The sequence below is a fragment of the Ferrovibrio sp. genome (assembly GCF_964218355.1).
Classification (GTDB): domain Bacteria; phylum Pseudomonadota; class Alphaproteobacteria; order Ferrovibrionales; family Ferrovibrionaceae; genus Ferrovibrio.
In genome coordinates this window covers 13203-33339 of the sequence record NZ_CAXPMC010000020.1, presented here as the reverse complement: position 1 = coordinate 33339, position 20137 = coordinate 13203, and the positions used below count along the sequence as shown (strand labels likewise).

General features: G+C 65.9%; 18 protein-coding genes. 8 read left to right on the top strand and 10 right to left on the bottom strand.

Annotation, left to right across the window (positions count from 1 at the left end; translation table 11 throughout):
* Positions 1–127 precede the first annotated feature (127 nt).
* The 3 genes from ACEQZY_RS14240 (at position 128) to ACEQZY_RS14230 (ending at position 3799) form a co-directional block, all read left to right on the top strand.
* A complete protein-coding gene (locus tag ACEQZY_RS14240) occupies positions 128–1330 on the top strand; it encodes a D-alanyl-D-alanine carboxypeptidase (RefSeq protein WP_341702981.1) in 1203 nt (400 codons plus the stop codon).
* A gap of 144 nt (positions 1331–1474) precedes the next feature.
* Entirely contained in the window at positions 1475–2533 is a 1059-nt protein-coding gene (locus ACEQZY_RS14235) for an adenylate/guanylate cyclase domain-containing protein (protein WP_370155327.1), read from the top strand.
* Positions 2534–2554: 21 nt separating this feature from the next.
* Positions 2555–3799, top strand: a complete 1245-nt coding sequence (locus ACEQZY_RS14230) for a nitrate/nitrite transporter (RefSeq protein ID WP_370155325.1) — start codon at positions 2555–2557, stop codon at positions 3797–3799.
* Here the strand turns inward: ACEQZY_RS14230 and ACEQZY_RS14225 are convergent.
* Complete coding sequence (locus ACEQZY_RS14225) at positions 3789–5105, bottom strand: UDP-glucose/GDP-mannose dehydrogenase family protein (protein WP_341702978.1); 1317 nt, start codon at positions 5103–5105, stop codon at positions 3789–3791. The genes ACEQZY_RS14230 and ACEQZY_RS14225 overlap by 11 nt on opposite strands.
* A 29-nt stretch (positions 5106–5134) precedes the next feature.
* Positions 5135–6013: a UTP--glucose-1-phosphate uridylyltransferase GalU gene (gene galU / locus ACEQZY_RS14220; protein ID WP_341702977.1), complete on the bottom strand. Its 879-nt coding sequence runs from the start codon at positions 6011–6013 to the stop codon at positions 5135–5137.
* Between the two features lie 242 nt (positions 6014–6255).
* Between galU and ACEQZY_RS14215 the strand changes: the two genes are divergently transcribed.
* The 3 genes from ACEQZY_RS14215 to ACEQZY_RS14205 are packed head-to-tail and all read left to right on the top strand — an operon-like array spanning position 6256 to position 8895.
* Positions 6256–7065: an enoyl-CoA hydratase gene (locus tag ACEQZY_RS14215; RefSeq protein ID WP_370155323.1), complete on the top strand. Its 810-nt coding sequence runs from the start codon at positions 6256–6258 to the stop codon at positions 7063–7065.
* A gap of 1 nt (position 7066) precedes the next feature.
* The gene (locus ACEQZY_RS14210) at positions 7067–7570 is read left to right on the top strand and encodes a CoA-binding protein (protein WP_370155321.1); all 504 of its coding nucleotides are present in this window, start codon (positions 7067–7069) and stop codon (positions 7568–7570) included.
* A gap of 2 nt (positions 7571–7572) precedes the next feature.
* Complete coding sequence (locus tag ACEQZY_RS14205; RefSeq protein WP_341702975.1) at positions 7573–8895, top strand: O-acetylhomoserine aminocarboxypropyltransferase; 1323 nt, start codon at positions 7573–7575, stop codon at positions 8893–8895.
* Between the two features lie 31 nt (positions 8896–8926).
* On the opposite strand, the gene ACEQZY_RS14200 is transcribed toward ACEQZY_RS14205, so the two are convergent.
* Positions 8927–9817 (bottom strand): helix-turn-helix domain-containing protein, encoded by an 891-nt coding sequence (locus ACEQZY_RS14200; RefSeq protein ID WP_370155319.1) that lies wholly within the window; start codon positions 9815–9817, stop codon positions 8927–8929.
* Between the two features lie 92 nt (positions 9818–9909).
* On the opposite strand from ACEQZY_RS14200, the gene pobA reads away from it, so the two are divergent.
* Positions 9910–11079, top strand: a complete 1170-nt coding sequence (gene pobA / locus ACEQZY_RS14195; RefSeq protein ID WP_370155317.1) for a 4-hydroxybenzoate 3-monooxygenase — start codon at positions 9910–9912, stop codon at positions 11077–11079.
* A gap of 146 nt (positions 11080–11225) precedes the next feature.
* Here pobA and ACEQZY_RS14190 read toward each other — a convergent pair whose 3' ends face one another.
* The 5 genes from ACEQZY_RS14190 to ACEQZY_RS14170 all read right to left on the bottom strand — a co-directional run bounded on the left by ACEQZY_RS14190 (position 11226) and on the right by ACEQZY_RS14170 (position 16510).
* The gene (locus tag ACEQZY_RS14190; protein WP_370155315.1) at positions 11226–12446 is read right to left on the bottom strand and encodes an MFS transporter; all 1221 of its coding nucleotides are present in this window, start codon (positions 12444–12446) and stop codon (positions 11226–11228) included.
* A gap of 84 nt (positions 12447–12530) precedes the next feature.
* On the bottom strand, positions 12531–12884 hold the full coding sequence (cutA, locus tag ACEQZY_RS14185; RefSeq protein ID WP_341703619.1) for a divalent-cation tolerance protein CutA: 354 nt from the start codon (positions 12882–12884) through the stop codon (positions 12531–12533).
* 1 nt (position 12885) lies between these two features.
* Entirely contained in the window at positions 12886–13938 is a 1053-nt protein-coding gene (locus ACEQZY_RS14180; protein ID WP_341703620.1) for a COX15/CtaA family protein, read from the bottom strand.
* Between the two features lie 102 nt (positions 13939–14040).
* Positions 14041–15657 carry an AMP-binding protein gene (locus tag ACEQZY_RS14175; RefSeq protein ID WP_370155313.1) on the bottom strand — a complete coding sequence of 539 codons (1617 nt, stop codon included), beginning with the start codon at positions 15655–15657 and terminating at the stop codon, positions 14041–14043.
* A gap of 52 nt (positions 15658–15709) precedes the next feature.
* Positions 15710–16510, bottom strand: a complete 801-nt coding sequence (locus tag ACEQZY_RS14170) for an undecaprenyl-diphosphate phosphatase (protein WP_370155311.1) — start codon at positions 16508–16510, stop codon at positions 15710–15712.
* 190 nt (positions 16511–16700) lie between these two features.
* Between ACEQZY_RS14170 and ACEQZY_RS14165 the strand changes: the two genes are divergently transcribed.
* A complete protein-coding gene (locus ACEQZY_RS14165) occupies positions 16701–17117 on the top strand; it encodes a hypothetical protein (protein ID WP_341703623.1) in 417 nt (138 codons plus the stop codon).
* Between the two features lie 15 nt (positions 17118–17132).
* Here ACEQZY_RS14165 and parC read toward each other — a convergent pair whose 3' ends face one another.
* Both parC and recO read right to left on the bottom strand, forming a co-directional pair.
* Entirely contained in the window at positions 17133–19370 is a 2238-nt protein-coding gene (gene parC / locus ACEQZY_RS14160; protein ID WP_370155308.1) for a DNA topoisomerase IV subunit A, read from the bottom strand.
* On the bottom strand, positions 19367–20134 hold the full coding sequence (recO, locus tag ACEQZY_RS14155) for a DNA repair protein RecO (RefSeq protein WP_370155306.1): 768 nt from the start codon (positions 20132–20134) through the stop codon (positions 19367–19369). The genes parC and recO overlap by 4 nt, the downstream gene beginning before the upstream one ends.
* Between the last annotated feature and the right edge of the window lie 3 nt (positions 20135–20137).

The window sequence follows — 20137 nt, the reverse complement described above, 5'->3', positions numbered from 1 at the left end:
CAGATTCAACTTGTTAGTACACATTAGGCTAGACAAGAGGAAGCATGGTTAATATCCTGAAACTGATTCGCGTCCTGGGGGGAACCCGGTCGCACCCGATTACAAGCGCAACCGTGGTAGGGATGCAATGAGGCTTGTCGCCGCAACGCTGGGGCGGATTCTGCCCGCAACCGTAACAATCTGTTTCATTGCGGCCCTGCTTGTGACGCTGCCGGCTGCAGTGCGGGCCGCCAGCTATTCTGCCCTGGTGGTGGATGCCGATACCGGCCGCGTCCTGCATGCCCAGGATGCCGACGAACAGCGCTACCCCGCATCACTGACCAAGATGATGACGCTGTACATGGCGTTCGATGCGCTGAAGGACGGGCGCCTGAAAATGAACCAGTCCCTGCCGGTCTCGGCCCATGCCGCCGCGCAGCCCTATGGCATCGGACTGCGTGCCGGCCAGACCATCACCGTGCGCGACGCCATCCTCGCCGCCATCACCAAGTCTGCCAACAACGCATCCGTGGTGCTGGCCGAGGCCATGGGCGGCACCGAAAGCAAGTTCGCGGCGATGATGACCAAGCGGGCCCGTGAGCTGGGCATGACCAGCACCGTGTTCAAGAATGCCTCGGGCCTGCCGAACCGGGCCCAGAAGAGCACGGCGCGCGACATGGCGCGGCTGGGCATCGCCCTGATCAAGGACCACAAGTCCTACTATACCTATTTCTCGACCGCCGAGTTCGAATGGAAGGATGCGGTCTTCCCGAACCACAATCACATCCTGAAGCGCTATGAAGGCGCTGACGGCATCAAGACCGGCTATATCGCCGCTTCGGGCTTCAATCTGGTCGCCTCGGCGAAACGCGACGGCCACCGCATCGTTGCCGTCATTTTCGGCGGCAGCAGCGTCAAGGCCCGCGACAACCGGATGGTCCAGCTGCTGGATATCGGCTTCAGCAAGGTCGGCGACGTCCCTGCCACCGTGCTGGCAGAGAAAAAGGGCCGCGACGATACCAGCTTCGGCCTGATCTCGAGTGCCGAGGCATCGACCGGACATTCCGCACCCCGGCCGGCACGCAAGCCCGACGCCGCCGAGGCCGCCATCGGCGACTGGGCCGTGCAGCTCGGCGCCTTCCGCCGCCCCGCCTCGGCCGAGAAGCTGCTCAACAAGGTCCGCGGCAAGCTGCCCGAGGCCGAGCCGCTGGTCGAGCCGGTGGAAGATGGCAAGACCACCCTTTACCGTGCCCGCATGACCGGCCTGTCCGAGGCCGATGCCCGCACCGCCTGCCAGAAGCTGAAGCGGGAAAAGGTTACCTGCTCCGTGGTCTCGCCCGACGCCGGCTGAGCACGCCTCTGCCCTGATGATCCGCCGCCGCGGTGACTGCCGTCACCGCGGCGGTTTCATTTTTGTCTGCCCGCCCTTCGGCCCGCTTGCCGGGCCGGCTGGCTTTCCTATGATGGCGGCATCCCCAGCCACCCGGCCCGTCCGATGATCACGCCCAGCCTGAAACGCCGCCGCCGCATGATCCTGGCCTATGTGCTGATCATCTCCGCCATGGCCGGGGCGGTATATGGCGGCGTTATCACCTACACCCTGTCCCGTGGCGATGCTACACCCGAAATGCTGACGGATATCGTCCTGGGGACGCTGCGGGGAATCGTGACAGGCCTGCTGATCGGCGGCCTGATCGGCGGCTTCGACATTTTCCTGGTCAATACCGGCCGCGGCGGTCTGCGCAGCCTGCCCTTCCTGTCTCTCGTCCTGCTCAAGGGCGTCTATTACACGGCAGTTATCCTCGGCAGCATCTGGCTGGGTGGCCGGCTGGTACCGATTGCCGGCGACCCCGGCACCGGATTCAACCAGACCACGATCATCACGGTGGCTGCCTCCCTGCTGTTCGCCATCCTGTTCTCGTTCATGATCGAGATGTCGCAGCTGCTCGGCCCCGGTGTGCTGCGCGACATGCTGCGCGGACGGTATCATCGGCCAAGACGGGAACGGCGCCTGTTCGTCTTCTTCGACATGCGCGGTTCGACCGCGATTGCCGAACGGATCGGCGACCTTGCCTTTCACCGCCTGCTGAACCGGTTTTTCAGCGACCTGACCGAGCCGGTCCTGGCCTGGCGCGGCGTGGTCCATAAATATGTCGGCGACGAGATGATCGTCACCTGGCCGCTGGATGGCAGCCGTGATCCGTCCGGGGCCTTCGCCGCCGTCATTGCTGCCCATACCCGGATGGAAAGCCTGCGCGACAGCTACCTGAAGGAATTCGGCGTCGCCCCGCAATTCCGCGCCGTGCTGCATGCCGGCGAGGTGGTGACCGGTGAAATGGGCGAGGTCAAACGCGAGATCGTGCTGCTGGGCGACACCATCAACACCACGGCGCGGATCGAACAGCTCGCCAAGACCCTGCCGGCCCATGCCACCATCGCCTCGGCGGAGGCCCTTGCCGTGGCACCGCCGCCGGCCGGCATCACCAGCACCCCGCTTGGCGAATTCTCGCTCCCGGGCAAAAGCACTGCTATACAACTGCATACCGTCTCGTAACGACAAAAAGAGTTCGAGGAAATGCCTGTCCCCGTGAATCCCGGCACGGCCTTCGTCGCCGGCCGCGTGTTGTTTCCCTTCGCCTGCGGCTACTTCCTGTCCTACCTGTTCCGCAGCGTGAATGCCGTGATCGCACCGAACCTGCAGGCCGATCTGGGCATCGGCGCCGGCGATCTCGGTGTGCTGACCGCGGCCTACTTCGTCACGTTTGCAGCCGCCCAGCTGCCGGTAGGCATCCTGCTCGACCGCTTCGGGCCGCCGCGGGTGCAGGCCGGGCTGATGCTGATTGCGGCACTGGGGGCCGTTGCCTTTGCCTCGGCCGACAGCCTGCCGATGCTGGCGCTGTCGCGCGCCCTGATCGGGCTTGGCGTCGCCGGCGGTCTGATGAGTGCCATGAAGGCCATCGCCATATGGCTGCCGCGCGAACGCTGGGCGCTGGCCAATGGCGCCTTCATGACGGCCGGCGGCCTCGGCGCGCTGGCCGCCACCGTGCCGGTGGAATGGGGTCTGCAGGTGGCAGGCTGGCCGGCGCTGTTCTGGGTCCTGGCCGCCCTCTCCGTGCTGTCCGCCATCTTCATCTTCCTGGCCGTGCCGGACGAGGCCCGCCCCGGCCATGACGGCCCGGGCCTCGCGGCCCAGCTGCGTGATTTCGGCAGCCTGCTTGCCGATATCCGCTTCCTGAAACTGGCGCCGGTTTCAGTGGTCGGCATGGGCAGCGGCATGGCAATCCAGACCCTGTGGAGTGGTCCCTATCTGCGCGATGTCGGCGGCCTCGGCCAGGGCGCGGCTGCAGAAATCCAGCTGGTACTGGCCGTAGCCCTGACTGCAGGGTTCACGCTGAACGGCATCATGGCCGACCGGCTGCAGCGGCTGGGCGTAACCCTGGCGCAGACGATGATCTGGACCACGGCGCTGTATGTGGTCTGCCTTGTGGTGGTGGCCGCCGGCCTGTTTCCGGCCAGCCCGCTGCTGTGGGTGGCCTTCGGCCTGACCTGCCTGACCACCGTGCTGGCCTACCCGATCAGCAGCGCGGATTTCCCGGTGGAGAAATCCGGCCGGGTCAACGCCCTGCTGAATGCCGTGGTGTTCGGGCTGACCTTCGTCATCCAGGCCGGTATCGGCTGGATCATCGACCTGTGGCCGCAGACGGCCGACGGGCGCTACCCGGCGGCTGCTTATCAGTGGTCCTTCGGTCTGCTGGCGGCCCTGCTGGCGGCGACGCTGGCCTGGTATGCACTGCCGCTGCGGGCGCGGCCTAGGTCCTGACCGGCGGTCGCCCGACCGAGTGATAGGCAAAGCCGGCCTGCTGCATTTCGGCGGGCTTGTAGATGTTGCGCAGATCGACGATCAGCGGCTGGCTGAGCAGCCCCTTCAGGCGGCCGAGATCGAGGGCGCGGAACTGGTTCCACTCCGTGATGATGACCAGTGCGTCGGCCCCGCTGGCAGCGGCATAGGTGTCGTCGCACCAGACCACGCCGTTCAGCAGCTTCTTTGCCTCACCCATGCCTTCCGGGTCATAGGCCCGCACCGTGGCGCCGGCCGCCTGCAGGGCCGGCACGATCTCGAGGCTGGGACTGTCGCGCATGTCGTCGGTTTCTGGCTTGAAGGTCAGGCCGAGCACGGCAATGGTCTTGCCCCGCACGCTGCCACTGCAGGCAGCGACGATTTTCTCGGCCATCTGCCGCTTGCGGCGGTCGTTGACATCGACCACGGTCTCGACGATGCGCAGTGGCGCTTCATATTTGCGGCCCGTTGCCACCAGTGCCTGGGTATCCTTCGGAAAGCAGGAGCCGCCATAGCCCGGCCCGGCATGCAGGAACTTGCCGCCGATGCGGCCGTCCAGACCGATACCGCGGGCAACATCCTGCACGTTCACATTCACCTTCTCGCACAGATCGGCGATCTCGTTGATGAAGGTGATCTTGGTGGCAAGGAAGGCATTGGCTGCATACTTGATCAGCTCCGCCGTCTCGATGGCGGTGAACAGGATCGGTGTCTCGTTGATATACAGTGGCCGGTACAGGCCGCGCAGCACCTCGCGGGCCCGCTCGCTCTCGGCGCCACAGACCACGCGGTCGGGCCGCATGAAATCTTCGATCGCGGCACCCTCGCGCAGGAATTCCGGGTTGGAGGCAACCTCGAAATCGGCGTCCGGGCGGGCGGTGCGGATGATCCGCTCGACCTCGCGGCCGGTGCCGACCGGCACCGTCGACTTGGTAACCACCAGGGTATAGCGGGTCATCGCCGCGGCGATCTCGCCAGCCGCGGCATAGACATAGGACAGGTCCGCCTCGCCGTCGCCGCGACGCGACGGAGTGCCGACCGCGATGAACACCGCATCGGCGCCGTCGACGGCGGCCTTGATATCCTGGGTGAAGAACAGCCGGCCGGCCTTGACGTTGCGGGCGACCAGATCCTCAAGGCCGGGCTCGAAGATCGGGATCGATCCGTTCTGCAGGGCCTCAATCCGTTCCGGATTCTTGTCGACGCAGACAACCGTGTGGCCGAATTCGGAAAAGCAGGTGCCGGACACCAGGCCGACATAGCCGGTACCGATCATCGCAACACGCATTGTCTGGTCCCCCTACGGTATCGCTCGGCTCAGAGCGTCTTCGCGATGTCGCGGACGATGGTGGCCACGTCGGCCTTCATATCGCCCCGCGCCAGGGCGAAGGCGATATTGGCATGAAGGAAGCCGACCTTGTCGCCGCAATCATAGCGTTCGCCCTCGAAACGCAGCCCGTGGAACGGCACCTCGCCGATCATCTTGGCCAGGGCATCGGTCAGCTGCATCTCGCCACCGGCACCGCGCTGCATGGTGTCGAGGTGATGGAACACGCCCGGCTGGATGATGTAGCGGCCGATCACCGCGGTGTTGCTGGGGGCATCCTTGGGCGCCGGCTTCTCCACCAGGCCGGTCACCTCGACCATGCGGTCGCTGTCCTTGCCCGGCTTGATGACACCGTAGCGCTTGGTGTGCTCGTGCGGCACATCCATGGCGGCGATGATGTTGCCGCCGGTATTGTTGTAGGCCTCGACCATCTGCGCCAGGCAGGGCTCGCCAGCCAGGATCAGGTCGTCGGCCAGCAGCACGGCGAACGGCTCATCGCCCACCAGCGGCTTGGCGCAGCGCACGGCATGCCCCAGCCCCAGCGGTTCCATCTGGCGGGTATAGGAAACCTGGCCCGCCTTCGGCATCCAGCCATTGATCAGGTCGAGCAGGTCGCGCTTGTCGCGCTCGCGCAGCACGTCTTCCAGCTCGTAGGAGCGGTCGAAATGGTCCTCAATGGCATGCTTGCCGCGGCCCGTGACGAAGATGAATTCCTCGATGCCGGCGGCCTTGGCCTCCTCGACGGCATACTGGATCAGCGGCTTGTCGACCACCGGCAGCATTTCCTTCGGCATCGCCTTGGTGGCCGGCAGGAACCGGGTGCCCAGGCCACCGACAGGGAAAACGGCTTTGCGGATCGGACGGATCATGATGCGGGCTTTCTTCTCGTTAGACAGTCACAAGGACGATTCGCCCCCGGTGTCCCGGCGGGTTTTACGCCGCAGCCCGGCCCGGCGCAACCGGCCGCCGAAACTGCGGGGGTTCATTTCATGCCTCTGCAATGGGGCAAAAATACGGCCCTTTTTCAAGGTTTTTCCATCATTGCGGGCGCCCATCCTTTTCCGGCCCGGCAGCCCGTCCTATCATGCCGGCCGAGCAAGGAGGGACGTCCGTGTCCGCAGTGCCTGAATCAGCCGGGGAAACGCCCCCGCCGGTCCTCCGCGACCAGCCGGAAGCCGGCATCGTCCGGCTGACCCTGAACCGGCCGCGCGCCTATAACAGCCTGTCCACGGGCCTGATGACCGCCCTGCAGGCGGAACTCGACCGCATCAGGGCCGATGGCCGCATCAGGGCGGTGATCCTCGCCGCCGCCGGCCCCGGTTTCTGCGCCGGCCACGACCTCAAGGAAATCCGCGCCAATCCCGGCCGCCAGCATTACGAGGCCCTGTTCCGGCAATGCTCGCTGCTGATGCAGAGCATCGTCGCCCTGCCCCAGCCGGTGATTGCCCGGGTGCACGGCACCGCCACCGCGGCCGGCTGCCAGTTGGTGGCCAGCTGCGACCTTGCCGTGGCGGCCGAGACGGCCCGCTTCGGCACCCCCGGCGTCAATATCGGCCTGTTCTGCTCGACGCCGATGGTGGCCCTGTCACGCAACGTGCCGCGCAAGCAGGCCATGGAGATGCTGCTGACCGGCGAGCTGGTGCCGGCCGACCGCGCCGCCGAGATCGGCCTGATCAACCGCGCAGTCCCCGAGGCGGCGCTGGATGGCGAGGTGCTGCGGCTGGCGCAGCTGATCGCCTCGAAATCGTCCCTGAGCGTGAAAACCGGCAAGGAGGCCTTCTACCGCCAGATCGAACTGCCGCTGGCCCAGGCCTACGACTATGCCAGCCGGGTGATGACCGAGAACATGCTGGCCCGTGACGCCGAGGAAGGCATCGACGCCTTCATCGAGAAACGCCAGCCGACCTGGGAAGGCCGCTGACGTGAGCGATGTTCTGCACCGTATCGATCACGACAAGTATTCCGACGATTACATCCGCGGCATCCTGCGAGCGTCCCGCGTGATCGCCATGGTCGGCGCCAGCCCGAACTGGAACCGGCCGTCCTATTTCGCCATGAAATACCTGCAGCAGAAGGACTACCGGGTGATCCCGGTCAATCCGAAGGAAGCCGGTGGCGAGATTCTCGGCGAAAAGGTCTATGCCAGCCTGTCGGATATCCCGGTGAAGGTCGACATGGTCGACTGTTTCCGGGCCTCGGCGACCATCCCGCCGATTGCCGACGAGGCCGTAAAGATCGGCGCGAAGGTGCTGTGGATGCAGCTCGGCGTGCGGCACGACGAGGCGGCCGCAAAGGCCGAGGCCGCCGGCCTGAAAGTGGTGATGAACCGCTGTCCGAAGATCGAGTTCGGCCGGCTCAGTCGCGAGATCGGCTGGATGGGCGTCAATACCCGCGTGATCAACTCGAAGAAGCAGAACAGGATCTGACCGTGGCCGCGACCGACAAGCCCGCCGCGAACCGCGCGGCGGAGAATACCTCCCCCTACGGCTTCGACACCCTGCAGGTGCATGCCGGCACCGCACCCGACCCGGCCACCGGCGCGCGCGCCACGCCGATCTACCAGACCACCGCCTATGTATTCGACGATGCGGACCATGCGGCCTCGCTGTTCAACCTGCAGACCTTCGGCAACATCTATACCCGCCTGACCAACCCGACGACGGCGGCGCTGGAACAGAAGGTGGCGGCGCTGGAAAACGCCCGCGCCGCCACCGCCGTGGCCAGCGGCCATGCGGCACAGACTGTCGCCTTTCACATGCTGATGAATCCCGGCGACCATATCGTTGCCTCGAACAAGCTCTATGGCGGTTCGATCACCCAGCTTGGCGTCAGCTTCCAGCGCTTCGACTGGCATACCAGCTTCGTCGATCCGGACGATCTCGACGGTTTCAGGAAGGCGATCACGCCGAAGACGAAGGCAATCTATGCCGAAAGCCTGTCCAATCCGGGCGGCGTGGTGGCGGATATCGCAGCCCTGGCCGAGATCGCGCATGACGCCGGCATCCCGCTGATCATCGACAACACCATGGCCTCGCCGTATCTGTGCCGGCCGATCGAGCATGGCGCCGACATCGTGCTGCATTCGGCCACCAAGTTCCTCGGCGGCCATGGCAATTCCATGGGCGGTGTGATCGTCGATTCCGGCCTGTTCGACTGGGGACAGAACGACAAATTCCCGCATCTGTCGCAGCCCTCGCCCGCCTATCACGGCCTGACCTTCTGGGAGACTTTCGGCGACATGGCCTTTGCCGTCGCCTGCCGCGCCATCTCCTTGCGCGATCTCGGGCCGGCCATCTCGCCCTTCAACGCCTTCATGATCCTCACCGGCATGGAGACGCTATCTTTGCGCATGCGCAAGCATTGCGACAACGCCCAGGCGGTGGCGGAGTTCCTCGCGAAACATCCGAAGGTCGCCTGGGTCCGCTATGCCGGCCTCAAGGGCGACCGCTATCATGCGCTGGCGCAGAAATACCTGCCGAACGGAGCCGGCTCGGTCTTCACCTTCGGCCTGAAGGGCGGCTACGCGGCCGGCCTGAAATTCGTCGACACGGTGGAGATCTTCTCGCACCTCGCCAATGTCGGCGATACCCGCAGCCTGGTGATCCACCCGGCCTCGACCACCCATCGCCAGCTCAGCCCCGAGCAGCGCGCCGCGGCCGGTTCGGGCGACGACGTGATCCGGCTGTCGATCGGCATCGAGGAAGCCGATGACCTGATCCGCGACCTCGACAGGGCGCTCAATGCGACCTGACGGTCGCAGGGCTCTGAATGCGACCTGACGCTCAGCTTGAGCGGCGGCGGAAGGCGGTCGGCGTCTCGCCGGTCTGCTTGGTGAAAAACCGGGTGAAATAGGCCGGGTCCTCGAAGCCCAGCGAATAGGCGATCTCCTTCACCGACAGGACGGTGAAGGTCAGATCGCGGGTCGCCTCCAGCGCCAGCCGCCGGCTGATCGCGCCCAGAGCGGAGGTCCCGAAGGCCGCCCGGCAGACCCGGTTCAGATGTGTCTCGGAAATCCCCAGCCGGCGGGCATAGAAGGCCACCGCCCGCTCTGTCCGGTAATGCCGGTCCAGCAGGCCGCGGAAGGCCGCCGCGTGGCGCGCGCCCGGATCGGCCACGCCGCCGCTGTCGCGCGCGCTGGCCACCGCCAGCCGGTTCAGGCTGAGCAGCAGGATCGACAGATGCGCCTCGATCAGGCCCTGCCGCCCCGGTTCGCTGCCGGCAAATTCCTGTGCCAGCGCCGCCACGCTGCCGGCCATGGCCTGCGCCTGTCCGGCATCGGCCAGGGCGAAGACCTGCGGCCCGGCCAGCAACGGCGCCGCGCCGGCCATGCCTCCGAGGATGCGTTCGGCCTGTCCGGTCTGCAGGGTGATCACATGGCCGTCGATATCGGATGAGAAGCGGAAGCCGTGCACGATCCCCGGGGGCACTGTCACCATGGCAGGCGGGTCCGCCGCCTCTTCGGCATCTCCCAGCAGGCAGATTGCACGGCCCCGGGTGATGTTCAGAATCTGAAAGAAACTCCGGTGTCGGTGCGCCCCGATTTCCCATTCGAAAAGCGCGCTGCGGGCCGGGATCGATTCGCAATGCAGCCAGCCGGCATGGAAATCGTCACCGGTTTCTCCGTACAGGGCATAAGTCGGGATGCCGGTTTTCCGGCGGGGCCTGGCAGACATGTTCGGATTGTCCTGTTTTTTGTCGCATCTGTCCATCGCCCATGGCGCATGCCCGGCCTAGTTTCTCCTGACGGAATTCAGGAGGAAACACGATGCGCACCCAGGTCGCCATCATTGGCGCCGGCCCCGCCGGCCTGCTGCTCGGCCAGCTGCTGACGAAACAGGGCATCGACAATGTGATTCTTGAACGCCAGACCGGCGAGTATGTGCTCGGCCGCATCCGCGCCGGCGTGGTCGAGAAAGGCGCGGCCGACCTGCTGGACGCGGCCGGTGTCGGCGCCCGCATGCACAGGGAAGGCCTGATCCACGATGGCATCGAGGTGGCTTTCGGCGGCGAGCGTCACCGCATCAATTTCCGCGAACTGGTCGGCAAGAGCGTGATTGTCTATGGCCAGACCGAGATCACCCGCGACCTGATGGAAGGCCGTGCCGCCGCCGGCGCGCCGACCATCTACGAGGCCGAGGATGTCAGCCTGCATGACATCACCGGCGACAAGCCGCGCGTCCGCTACAAAAAGGACGGCGCCGAACACGAGATCGCATGCGACTACATCGCCGGCTGCGACGGCTATCACGGGGTCAGCCGCAAAAGCATCCCGGACAGCGTGCTGCGCAGTTTCGAGCGGGTCTATCCTTTCGGCTGGCTGGGCATCCTGGTCGAAAAGCCGCCGGTCTCCGACGAGCTGATCTATGCCAGTCACGAGCGCGGCTTCGCGCTCTGCTCCATGCGGTCCCATACCCGCAGCCGGCTCTATATCCAGTGTTCGCTGGAGGACCGGGTCGAGGACTGGTCAGACGAACGTTTCTACGCGGAACTGAAACGCCGGCTGGACGGCGACGCGGTGGCCAGGCTGCAGAAGGGCCCCTCCTTCGAGAAAAGCATTGCGCCTTTGCGCAGCTTCGTGGCCGAGCCGATGCGCCATGGCCGCCTGTTCCTCGCCGGAGATGCCGCCCATATCGTGCCGCCGACCGGTGCGAAAGGCCTCAACCTCGCCGCCAGCGACGTCTATTACCTCTGGCAGGCGCTATCGGAATTCTACAAACAAGGCTCGAAAGCCGGCATCGACGCCTATTCGGCCCGGGCGCTGGCACGGGTGTGGAAAGCCGAACGCTTCTCCTGGTGGATGACATCCATGCTGCACCGGTTCCCGGACAGCAGTGGTTTCGAGCAGAAGATGCAGCAGGCTGAACTGGCCTATCTGGTCTCGTCGCCGGCGGCGATGACCAGCCTGGCCGAGAACTACGTCGGCCTGCACTATTAAAACATCAATCGCCACGCCCGCCCACGGGTCCGCGCTGGCGCGGCCGAGAGCAGGCTCCAGCCGGGTACCCAGAAGTCAGTGCAAAGTCTGGACTCCCGCTTACGTGGGAGTGACGAATTGGCAGGACCCCGAGAACCGGCACGATTCTATTCAGCCGCGGCCGGCTGCGCGGCATCCGCGGCAGCGGCCGATTGGCTGCGGCCGTCGCGCGGCAGCAGCAGGGCGAAGATGCCAGCGCAGGCCGCGGCCGCGGCCAGCAGCACGAACAGCATGTCCAGAGTGCCGGTCAGGCGGTAGATCACCGGGATCACCGCCACGCCCAGCGACGATACGCCCAGGGTGAGCACGAACTTGGCCCCGAAGGCCCGGCCGCGCCAGCGCGGTGGGGTGTATTTCGCCAGCAGCGAATTCTCCGCCGGCTGGCCGGCCACATTCAGGCTGACCATCAGGGCGGCCACGCCGACCAGCGCCGGATGGATGGTCATCATGGCGCCAATGATCACCGGAATCTGCAGCCACTGCACCGTGGCATAGACGCCGCGCAGCGAATAGCGGTCGGCCAGCTCGCCGCCCAGCAGCTGGGTCAGCGCCGAACAGGTGTAAACGATGGTGACCATGCCGCCGATGCCCAGCACGCTGTCATGGAAGAAGCCCGACAGCCGCTCGTCGAACACCTTGGGCAGCGCGAAGGCGGTGGCCTGGTAGATCAGGCCGGTGCACAGCATGGTGGCCGACATCACCCAGAAGACCCGCCAGATATCGCCCTTCTGCGGTGCCGGCTGCGGCACGGCATCCTCGGCGCGATCCAGCAGCAGGCCGGCCTGCCGCGCCCAGATGAAGCCGGCGGCGACCACCAGGCAGACCGCGCCCGGCAGGATGAAGGCGGCGCGCCAGCCATAGAGATCGGCCAGGAAACCCGCCACCAAAGCGGCGCCGGCCGTGCCGGCCGAGCCGAACACGCCGTTGATGCCGAGCGCGCGGCCGCGGTTGGTGGCATTGCGCACCAGCCACGGAATGCCGACGGGATGATAGATCGCCGCGAACAGCCCGATGCCGGCAAGGCTGAGGCCCAGCGCCAGCGGGGTATCCGACAGGCCGGCCAGCACCGAACAGCCGCCGACGCCGACGAAGAACAGCGCCATGGCGCCCGAGGCGCTCCAGCGATCGCCCAGCCAGCCGGCCGGCAGGGCGGCGGCACCGAACAGCACACTCATCGGGATCGACAGCGCGAACAGTGTGTCGTAGCCCATGCCCCATTCCTTCTCCAGCACCAGCACCACGGTGGCGTAAAGCAGGGTGAAGAGATGCGAGAAGGTGTGCGCGAGGCTGGAAAACACCAGCGTCAGGAAACCGGCAGTGCGGGCCATGGACTCAATCCTCCGGAAGGCCGGGAGAATAGCAGTCCGTCCGGGTCCGGAACAGTACCGGAATTGTAGCAAGACAATGCCCGGTCAGCGGCGATCCGGACCGCTCTCAGGTTCCGTCTCCGCCAGCAGCCAGGCGAGATAGTCGGCATTGCCGTCCTGCCCCACCGGCAGCGGCAGCACGCAGGGCACGCTGTAGGAATGCGCGGCCTTCACGGCTTCTGTCGCCGCTTCGGCAAGGCTGGCCCGGGTCTTGAGGATCAGCACCGCCTCCTCGCCCTTTTCCAGCCTGCCCTGCCACCAGTAGAGCGACCGCATGCCGGGGATGATATTGGCGCAGGCGGCGAGCCTTTGCCCGACCACGGCCTCGGCAACCTTCTCGGCCTCGACGACGCTGGCGGCCGTGCAGTAGAGCAGGACGATGCGGTCGCCGTCCGTCATGTCAGGCGGCTTTCTGCGACCGGAGGGCGCGGTCATGCCACAGGGCCGTGGCGATGCCCAGCACCAGCACGGCGCCGGCCTGGTGCAGGGTGCCGAGCGAGACCGGCACGTGATGCAGCAGGGTCATGATGCCGAGCACGATCTGCAGGGCCACGGCGGTCAGCAAACCGTGACGCAGCCCGGTGGCCGCGCGGCCCTTCAGGCGCAGCACGGTGACCACGGCAAGGATCGCCACCAGATAGGCACCCATGCGATGCTGGAACTGCACCGTCATCGCATTCTCGAAGAAATTGATCCACCAGGGATCGGCAATGAGAAGGCCATCCGGGATGAAGGCGCCATCCATCAGCGGCCAGGTATTGTGCGCCAGTCCCGCATTCATGCCGGCCACCAGTCCGCCAGAGAGAACCTGCAGAAAAACGAGGCCAGCCAGCCAGCCCGCAATGCCGCCGCCGGCGAAGCCGGTCATGCGGCCGCGCCGTGCCAGCGACAGCGCGCCCCATAACAGGTAGACGAAGATCAGCAGGGCAAGGCCGAGATGGGCGGTCAGGCGGTAATGGCTGACATCGGGATGATCGACCAGGCCGCTTTTCACCATGAACCAGCCCAGCGCACCCTGGCTGCCGCCGAGCACAAACATCGCCACCAGATGCGGCTTCATGCCGGCCGGGATCTGCCGGCGCAGCCAGAACCAGACCATCGGCAGGAAGAAGGCCACGCCGATCAGCCGGCCGAGCAGGCGGTGCAAGTATTCCAGCCAGAAGATTCCCTTGAAGCCCTCCAGGGTCATGCCGATGTTGATCTTCTGGTATTCGGGAAACTGCTTGTATTTCTCGAACTCGGCCGCCCAGGCGGCGTCGGACAGCGGCGGCAGGATGCCGGTGACCAGCTTCCACTCGACGATGGACAGGCCGGATTCCGTCAGCCGCGTCAGCCCGCCGATCACCACCATCAGGGCGACCAGCCCGGCTACGGCAAACAGCCAGATGGCGACGGCGCGCGGGTTGCTGCCGGCGGTGCTGCGGGCGGGCATGGCTTGGGCGGCAAGGCTCACGGGCGGAACTCCGGCGAATGCGACTGTCCCTGATGTAGCCCGTCGCGGCGCCCCGGGAAAGCCCCCGGCAGATTCCCGGGCTGCGCTGCTTTGTCGCGGTTCTCAGCGCTTCTTGCGGGCGCGGAAATCGTGGATGCCGGGCCGGCTGCGCGGATCCTCGCCGGGGCTGAAAATCTGCGTTTTCTGCACCTTCTGTGTCCCCGTGGTCGGCAGGCTGCCGACGAACAGCAGCCAGCCCGGCGCCTTGAAATAGGCCAGCCGTTCGTTGCACCAGGCGAACAGGGCCTCGGCCAGCTCGGCCGTCGGCGCCTGCCCCGCCATCGGCAGGATGCAGGCCATCACCTCCTCCTCGCGCAGCTCGTCGGGCGCGGCCAGCACCGCCACCTGCGCCACCGCGTCATGGGCCTGCAGGCAGGCCTCGATCTCGGCGGCGGCGATATTCTCGCCCGAGCGGCGGATGATGTTCTTCTTGCGGTCGACGAAACAGATCATGCCGTCATCGGCCATGCGCACCACGTCGCCGGTATGGAACCAGCCGCCGGCCCAGGCCTCTTCGGTGGCCCTGTCGTTCTTCAGATAGCCCGAGAAGAAGCCGCGGCGCGGATCGGCCGCCGAATGGCGCACCAGCAGCTCACCTTCCTGCCCGCGTGGCATCTCGCGGCCCTGCTCGTCGGCCACCATCGCCTCGAAACCGGGCAGCGGCCGGCCGAAGGCGCGGGTGTCGGTCTGCCGCGGCTCGTGGCAGTCGGCGAAGATGCGGCCGGTTTCGGTCATGCCCCAGACCTCGACCAGCGGGAAGCCGTAGCGCTGCTCGAACCGCGCATGCAGCTGCGGCTCCACGCCGGCGCCCATGCCGAAGCGCACCCGGTGCTGCTTTTCCAGCGCCGTCTCCGGCTGGTTCAGCAGCAGGGGCGGCACCACGCCGAGATAATGGATGATGGTGGCGCGGGTCTCGACCACCTCCTGCCACCAGCGGTTCGGGCTGAACCGCTCGGTCAGGATCAGGCAGTTGGCGGTCAGGATCGCGCAGGTACCGGTGACCGCGAAATGATTCATGTGGAAGACCGGCAGCGGATTGTAGAAGCGGTCTTCGCCGGGCCGGATCGCCAGCCGGCCGCCAAGGTCGCGATACCAGGCACCGGCATTGAGGAAATAGAAATTGTCGAGAATGCAGCCCTTGGGTCGGCCCGTCGTGCCGGAGGTATAGAGCAGGCTCGCCTCGGTATCCTGCGCCGGCCTGACATCGCGCGCCGGCGCCTGCGGCGGCGGAAAGGCGGCCGGCAGCGCATCCACATCCAGCACCGGCAGCGGCTTGGCCTTGCGCTCGTCGGCAACCTTCCGCAGGTCGGCGACGCGATGCGGTACGGCGACGACGAGATCGGCCTCGGAATGCTCCATCTGGTAGAGCATCTCGTCATGGCGGTAATCGGGATTCACCGGCACGGTGCCGCAGCCCAGCGCGTTCAGCGCCAGGAAATGCAGAAAATGGTCGGGCCGCATCTCCAGCAGCAGCGCCACCCGATGCCCCGGGCCGTAGCCGGCGGCGGCATAGGCTTCCCGCAGGGCTTCCACCCGCGCGGCGGCCGCGTGGTAGCTGAGTTCCAGTCCGCCGGACGCGTAGTCACGGCCCGGCCGGACGGGCACGCAGAGAAAGCTGTGATCCGGATATTGTGCGGCGGTGGCCGCGAAAGCCGCATAGACGGATGCCGGCAGGGTCATGTCCGGCGCCCTCCTCCCAAGTGATGTTTCTGGTCTCGTTGCAGCTATCTTTTCAGCGCAACACCAGAAGCACAAGCATCGCCGAGCCGATGGCGATGCGGTACCAGGCAAAGGGCACAAATCCGTAGCGGTTGATGAAGGCGATCACCGTGCGCACCACCAGGACCGCGCAGATGAAAGACACCACAAGACCGATGGCGATCAATTCGACGCCATCCAGCGTCAGACTGTCGCGGTTCTTGAACAGGTCATAGGCGGTGGCGGCCACCATGGTGGGCACGGCGAGGAAGAACGAGAACTCGGCCGCCGCCGCCCGCTGCACCCCCAGCAGGCGGGCGCCGATAATGGTGGCGCCCGACCGCGAGACGCCGGGGATCATGGCCAGACACTGGATCAGGCCGATCTTCAGGCTGAGCCGGGAGCTGAAATCATCGACACTGGCCACCACGCCGCGGCCGACAATGCGCTCGACCACGAGGATCACCACGCCGCCCAGCACCAGCGCCACCGAAACCACCCAGGGACTGAACAGCACCGCCTTGATGAACCCATGCAGGGCCGCGCCGAGCACCAGGGCCGGCAGCACGCCGAAGATCAGGTTGAGGGTGAAGCGGTTGGCCCGCGCATCGCGGCCAAGACCGGTCAGGGTGCCCCAGAAACGCGGCCAGTAGACCAGCAGCACGGCCAGGATGGCGCCCAGCTGGATGGCGATCTCGAAAACCTTGCCTTCCGGGCCCTGAAAGCCCAGCAGGTCAATCAGCAGGATCAGGTGGCCGGTGGAGGACACCGGCAGGAACTCGGTCAGGCCCTCGACCACACCCAGCAGGGCCGCCTGCAGATACTCCGTCACCATCACGTATCCCGCTGCTCAATCCACCCGTTGCCCCGGACCTGCCGAGGCTCGAACATTGCTAGTACGCCGGCCTGCCCCATGCAAGTCACAGCCCTCCCCGAACGCCCGCCGCCAGCTTGCACAAAGTCGCGGCTTCGCCTATCTGGTTTGCCGGGCCGGGCAACGGCCTTCAACCGGGACTGGCACCAGCATGTTCGGATTCCTGTTCGGCCGGCGCAAAAAGAAGGCCGCAAAAATCGCCGACACCTTCAGCATGACCCACGAGATCGCCGTTACCGCGATCAACGGCAAGTCGGTTACCGTGGTCAAGGCCCCCTTCGCGGCAACCCAGTCCGACGATACGGCCCGGGTCGCCCTGCGTTACTACCTGCGCGCCCTGCCCGGAGTAACCTCGGTAGTGATGGCGGCAACAGACCCGATGGATGCCGACCAGCGGGCCATCTTCCTGGGTGCTTCGGAATTCACCGCCGCGCTCAGCCAGCGTCAGATCAACGACTTCACTTTCGCCGAGATCAAGGTCGAGGTTCCCTTCATCCCCTGGTTCCTCAAGGAGGAACTGGACAGGGCCGCGAAACAGGCTGAAGCCGGGCCCGCCGCCGAGGATTGATCTCCTGCAGGCCGCTCAGTCGAAGCGGTTGTTCTTGTTGAAACCGCGGAAGACGACACGACCGGCCTGGGCACGCTCGCCGCGATATTCCTTCAGGTCGCCCTCGGTCTTGGTGCGGCCCGAGGAATCGACCCAGCTGAGCCCCTGCTTCAGGGTGAAGACGCGGGCATCGGAAAGGCCGCCATCCTTGTATTTCTGCAGGGTGATACCGCGCCCCCTGGTCATCTCAGGCAGCTGATCCAGCGGGAACAGCAGCAGCTTGCGGTTCTCGCCGATCACCGCAACCGTATCGCCCTCCACGGCGCGGCAGACACAGGCTTCGGCCGGGCCGGAGACATTCAGGATCTGCTTGCCGGTGCGGGTGGCCGCCAGCATCTCGGCTTCCGGCACGATGAAGCCGCGGCCATCGCTGCTGGCCACCAGGTATTTGCGGTCACCCTGATATCTGAACAGCGTGACGATATCCTGGTCGTTGCCCAGATCGACGGTCAGGCGCACCGGCTCGCCATGGCCGCGGCCGCGCGGCAGCTTGTCGCAGCTGATCGTGTAGGCGCGGCCGTTGGTGCCGAACAGCACCAGCTTGTCGGTGGTTTCGGCATGCAGCCAGAAACGCCCCTTGTCGCCCTCCTTGTAGGCGGCCGAACCGTCGTCGGCCACATGGCCCTTGATGGCGCGAATCCAGCCCTTGGCCGAGCAGATCACGGTGATCGGCTCGCGCTCGACCAGCACCTCGAAGGCCTCTTCCGAGATCACCGGCGCGTCGCCGATGGCACTGCGGCGGCGGCCGAGGGCCGTCTTCGGGCCAAACTGCTTTTTCAGCTCCTGCACCTCGCCGGCAATGGTCTGCCAGCGCAGGGCCTCGTCGCCCAGCAGCTTCTTCAGCTCGGCCTTTTCCTTCGACAGCGCCTTGTGTTCGGTCTTGATCTCCATCTCCTCAAGCCGGCGCAGACTGCGCAGGCGCATGTTGAGGATCGCTTCCGCCTGCACGTCGGTCAGGTTGAAGCGCTTCATCATCACCGGCTTGGGCTCGTCCTCGCGGCGGATGATCTCAATCAGCTCGTCGAGATTGAGATAGGCGATCAGGTAGCCATCCAGCACTTCGAGACGATGCTCGATCTTGCCGAGGCGATAGCGGCTGCGCCGCTCCAGCACCTCGTGCCTGTGATCGAGATAGGCCTGCAGTGCCTCGCGCAGGTTCATCACCTTCGGCAGGCGGCCGCCGTCGAGCACATTCAGGTTCAGCGGGAAGCGGGTCTCCAGATCGGTGGTCCGGAACAGGCTTTCCATCAGCACGTCCGGATCGACATTCTTGCTCTTGGGCACCAGCACGAGGCGGATGTCTTCCGCGGATTCATCGCGCACGTCATCGAGCAAAGGTGCCTTGCGGTCGGTGATCAGCTCGGCAATCTTCTCGATCAGCCGCGACTTCTGCACCTGGTAGGGAATCTCGGTGACAATGATCTGCCAGGTGCCGCGTGGCAGTTCTTCCTTCTGCCATTTCGCGCGGACGCGGAAACTGCCGCGGCCGGTTTTATACGCCTCGATGCGGCTTTCCAGCGGCTCGACCAGCAGCCCGCCAGTGGGGAAATCCGGTCCCTGCACATATTCGACCAGCTTCTCGATGCTGGCATTCGGATGTTTGATCACATGCAGCAGCGCATCGCACAGCTCGGGCAGGTTATGCGGCGGGATCGAGGTCGCCATGCCCACGGCAATGCCGCTGGCGCCGTTGGCCAGCAGGTTGGGCAGACCGGCCGGCAGCACCGCCGGCTCTTCATCCTCGCCGTCGTAATTGGGGCGGAAATCGACGGTGTCGTCATCCAGCCCGGCCAGCAACACATTGGCCACCTCGGTCAGGCGCGCTTCCGTATAGCGCATCGCCGCCGCGTTATCGCCGTCGATATTGCCGAAATTGCCCTGCCCGTCGACCAGCGGATAACGCTGGGCGAAATCCTGCGCCAGCCGCACCATGGCATCATAGACCGACTGGTCACCATGGGGATGGTATTTGCCGATCACGTCGCCAACCACGCGGGCGCATTTCTTGTAGCCCGAGGCCGGATCCAGCTTGAGCATGCGCATGGCATAGAGCACCCGGCGCTGCACCGGTTTCAGCCCGTCACGGGCATCGGGCAGCGAGCGCGAGGTGATGGTGCTCAGCGCATAGGCCAGATAGCGCTCCGACAGGGCGTCGGGCAGCGGCACATTGCGAATCGACTCGGGGATATCCTTGGGCGGTACGTGCTTGCTCATGTCCCGTTCTCTACACCAGATGCCGGACCGGTTCTACGGATGGCCTCCAGCAGCCGCGCCCGCGCCGCCGGGACGGCCGCATGGAGCTGGGCGAAGAGGCGGTTTTCCAGGAAATGCCCGGTCAGTGCCAGACCATCCAGCATTTCCGCCATGGGGTCATTGCGCACGAGTCCCCGCCCCGGCACCAGGAAGCCCGGCAGGACCAGCAGGCGGTCCAGATAGGGTGCGGCGGCGGCGGCCGAAACGGCGCGGCCGGTGCGCGGGGAGACATGGGTCAGGTCCATGGCCGCGCCGGTGGCGGCGCAGGCGTCGAGATCGAGGCCATAGCCCATCTCGGCCAGCAGGCCAGTCTCCCAGCGCACATACAGCGCTCCCCAGCTTTCCGGGTCAGGCATATCTGCCATATGCATGAACAGCAGCCGGGTGGCCGCAAACAGGGCCGGATGCGGCTCGCGCTCCGGCAGGGCGGCATCGGTCAGGCCGCAGACCGCCGCCAGCGCCGCCAGCCGGGCCGGATCGTCCAGCATCATTGCCGCGGGATGGCTCAGCGGTTCCAGCTGCCAGTTGCCGAGATGCTCGGACAACCGGGCACGCCAGCCGGCGCGGACGATCTGGCCGATCTGTATGCTGCCTCCGCGGCCTGCACCGCTGCCACGGATCAATCCGGCATGACGGCCATGGGATTCGGTCAGCAGGGTGGCAATGCGGGCATTCTCGCCATGATGGCGAACGCTCAAGACCACCGCTTCATCCTGCCAGTCCATGCC

Coding starts and splice junctions, on each gene's coding strand:
- ACEQZY_RS14240 (WP_341702981.1), top strand. CDS start 128: ATGAGGCTTGTCGCCGCAACGCTGGGGCGGATTCTGCCCGCAACCGTA.
- ACEQZY_RS14235 (WP_370155327.1), top strand. CDS start 1,475: ATGATCACGCCCAGCCTGAAACGCCGCCGCCGCATGATCCTGGCCTAT.
- ACEQZY_RS14230 (WP_370155325.1), top strand. CDS start 2,555: ATGCCTGTCCCCGTGAATCCCGGCACGGCCTTCGTCGCCGGCCGCGTG.
- ACEQZY_RS14225 (WP_341702978.1), bottom strand. CDS start 5,105: ATGCGTGTTGCGATGATCGGTACCGGCTATGTCGGCCTGGTGTCCGGC.
- galU (WP_341702977.1), bottom strand. CDS start 6,013: ATGATCCGTCCGATCCGCAAAGCCGTTTTCCCTGTCGGTGGCCTGGGC.
- ACEQZY_RS14200 (WP_370155319.1), bottom strand. CDS start 9,817: ATGTCTGCCAGGCCCCGCCGGAAAACCGGCATCCCGACTTATGCCCTG.
- pobA (WP_370155317.1), top strand. CDS start 9,910: ATGCGCACCCAGGTCGCCATCATTGGCGCCGGCCCCGCCGGCCTGCTG.
- ACEQZY_RS14190 (WP_370155315.1), bottom strand. CDS start 12,446: ATGGCCCGCACTGCCGGTTTCCTGACGCTGGTGTTTTCCAGCCTCGCG.
- cutA (WP_341703619.1), bottom strand. CDS start 12,884: ATGACGGACGGCGACCGCATCGTCCTGCTCTACTGCACGGCCGCCAGC.
- ACEQZY_RS14175 (WP_370155313.1), bottom strand. CDS start 15,657: ATGACCCTGCCGGCATCCGTCTATGCGGCTTTCGCGGCCACCGCCGCA.
- ACEQZY_RS14170 (WP_370155311.1), bottom strand. CDS start 16,510: ATGGTGACGGAGTATCTGCAGGCGGCCCTGCTGGGTGTGGTCGAGGGC.
- ACEQZY_RS14165 (WP_341703623.1), top strand. CDS start 16,701: ATGTTCGGATTCCTGTTCGGCCGGCGCAAAAAGAAGGCCGCAAAAATC.
- parC (WP_370155308.1), bottom strand. CDS start 19,370: ATGAGCAAGCACGTACCGCCCAAGGATATCCCCGAGTCGATTCGCAAT.
- recO (WP_370155306.1), bottom strand. CDS start 20,134: ATGGACTGGCAGGATGAAGCGGTGGTCTTGAGCGTTCGCCATCATGGC.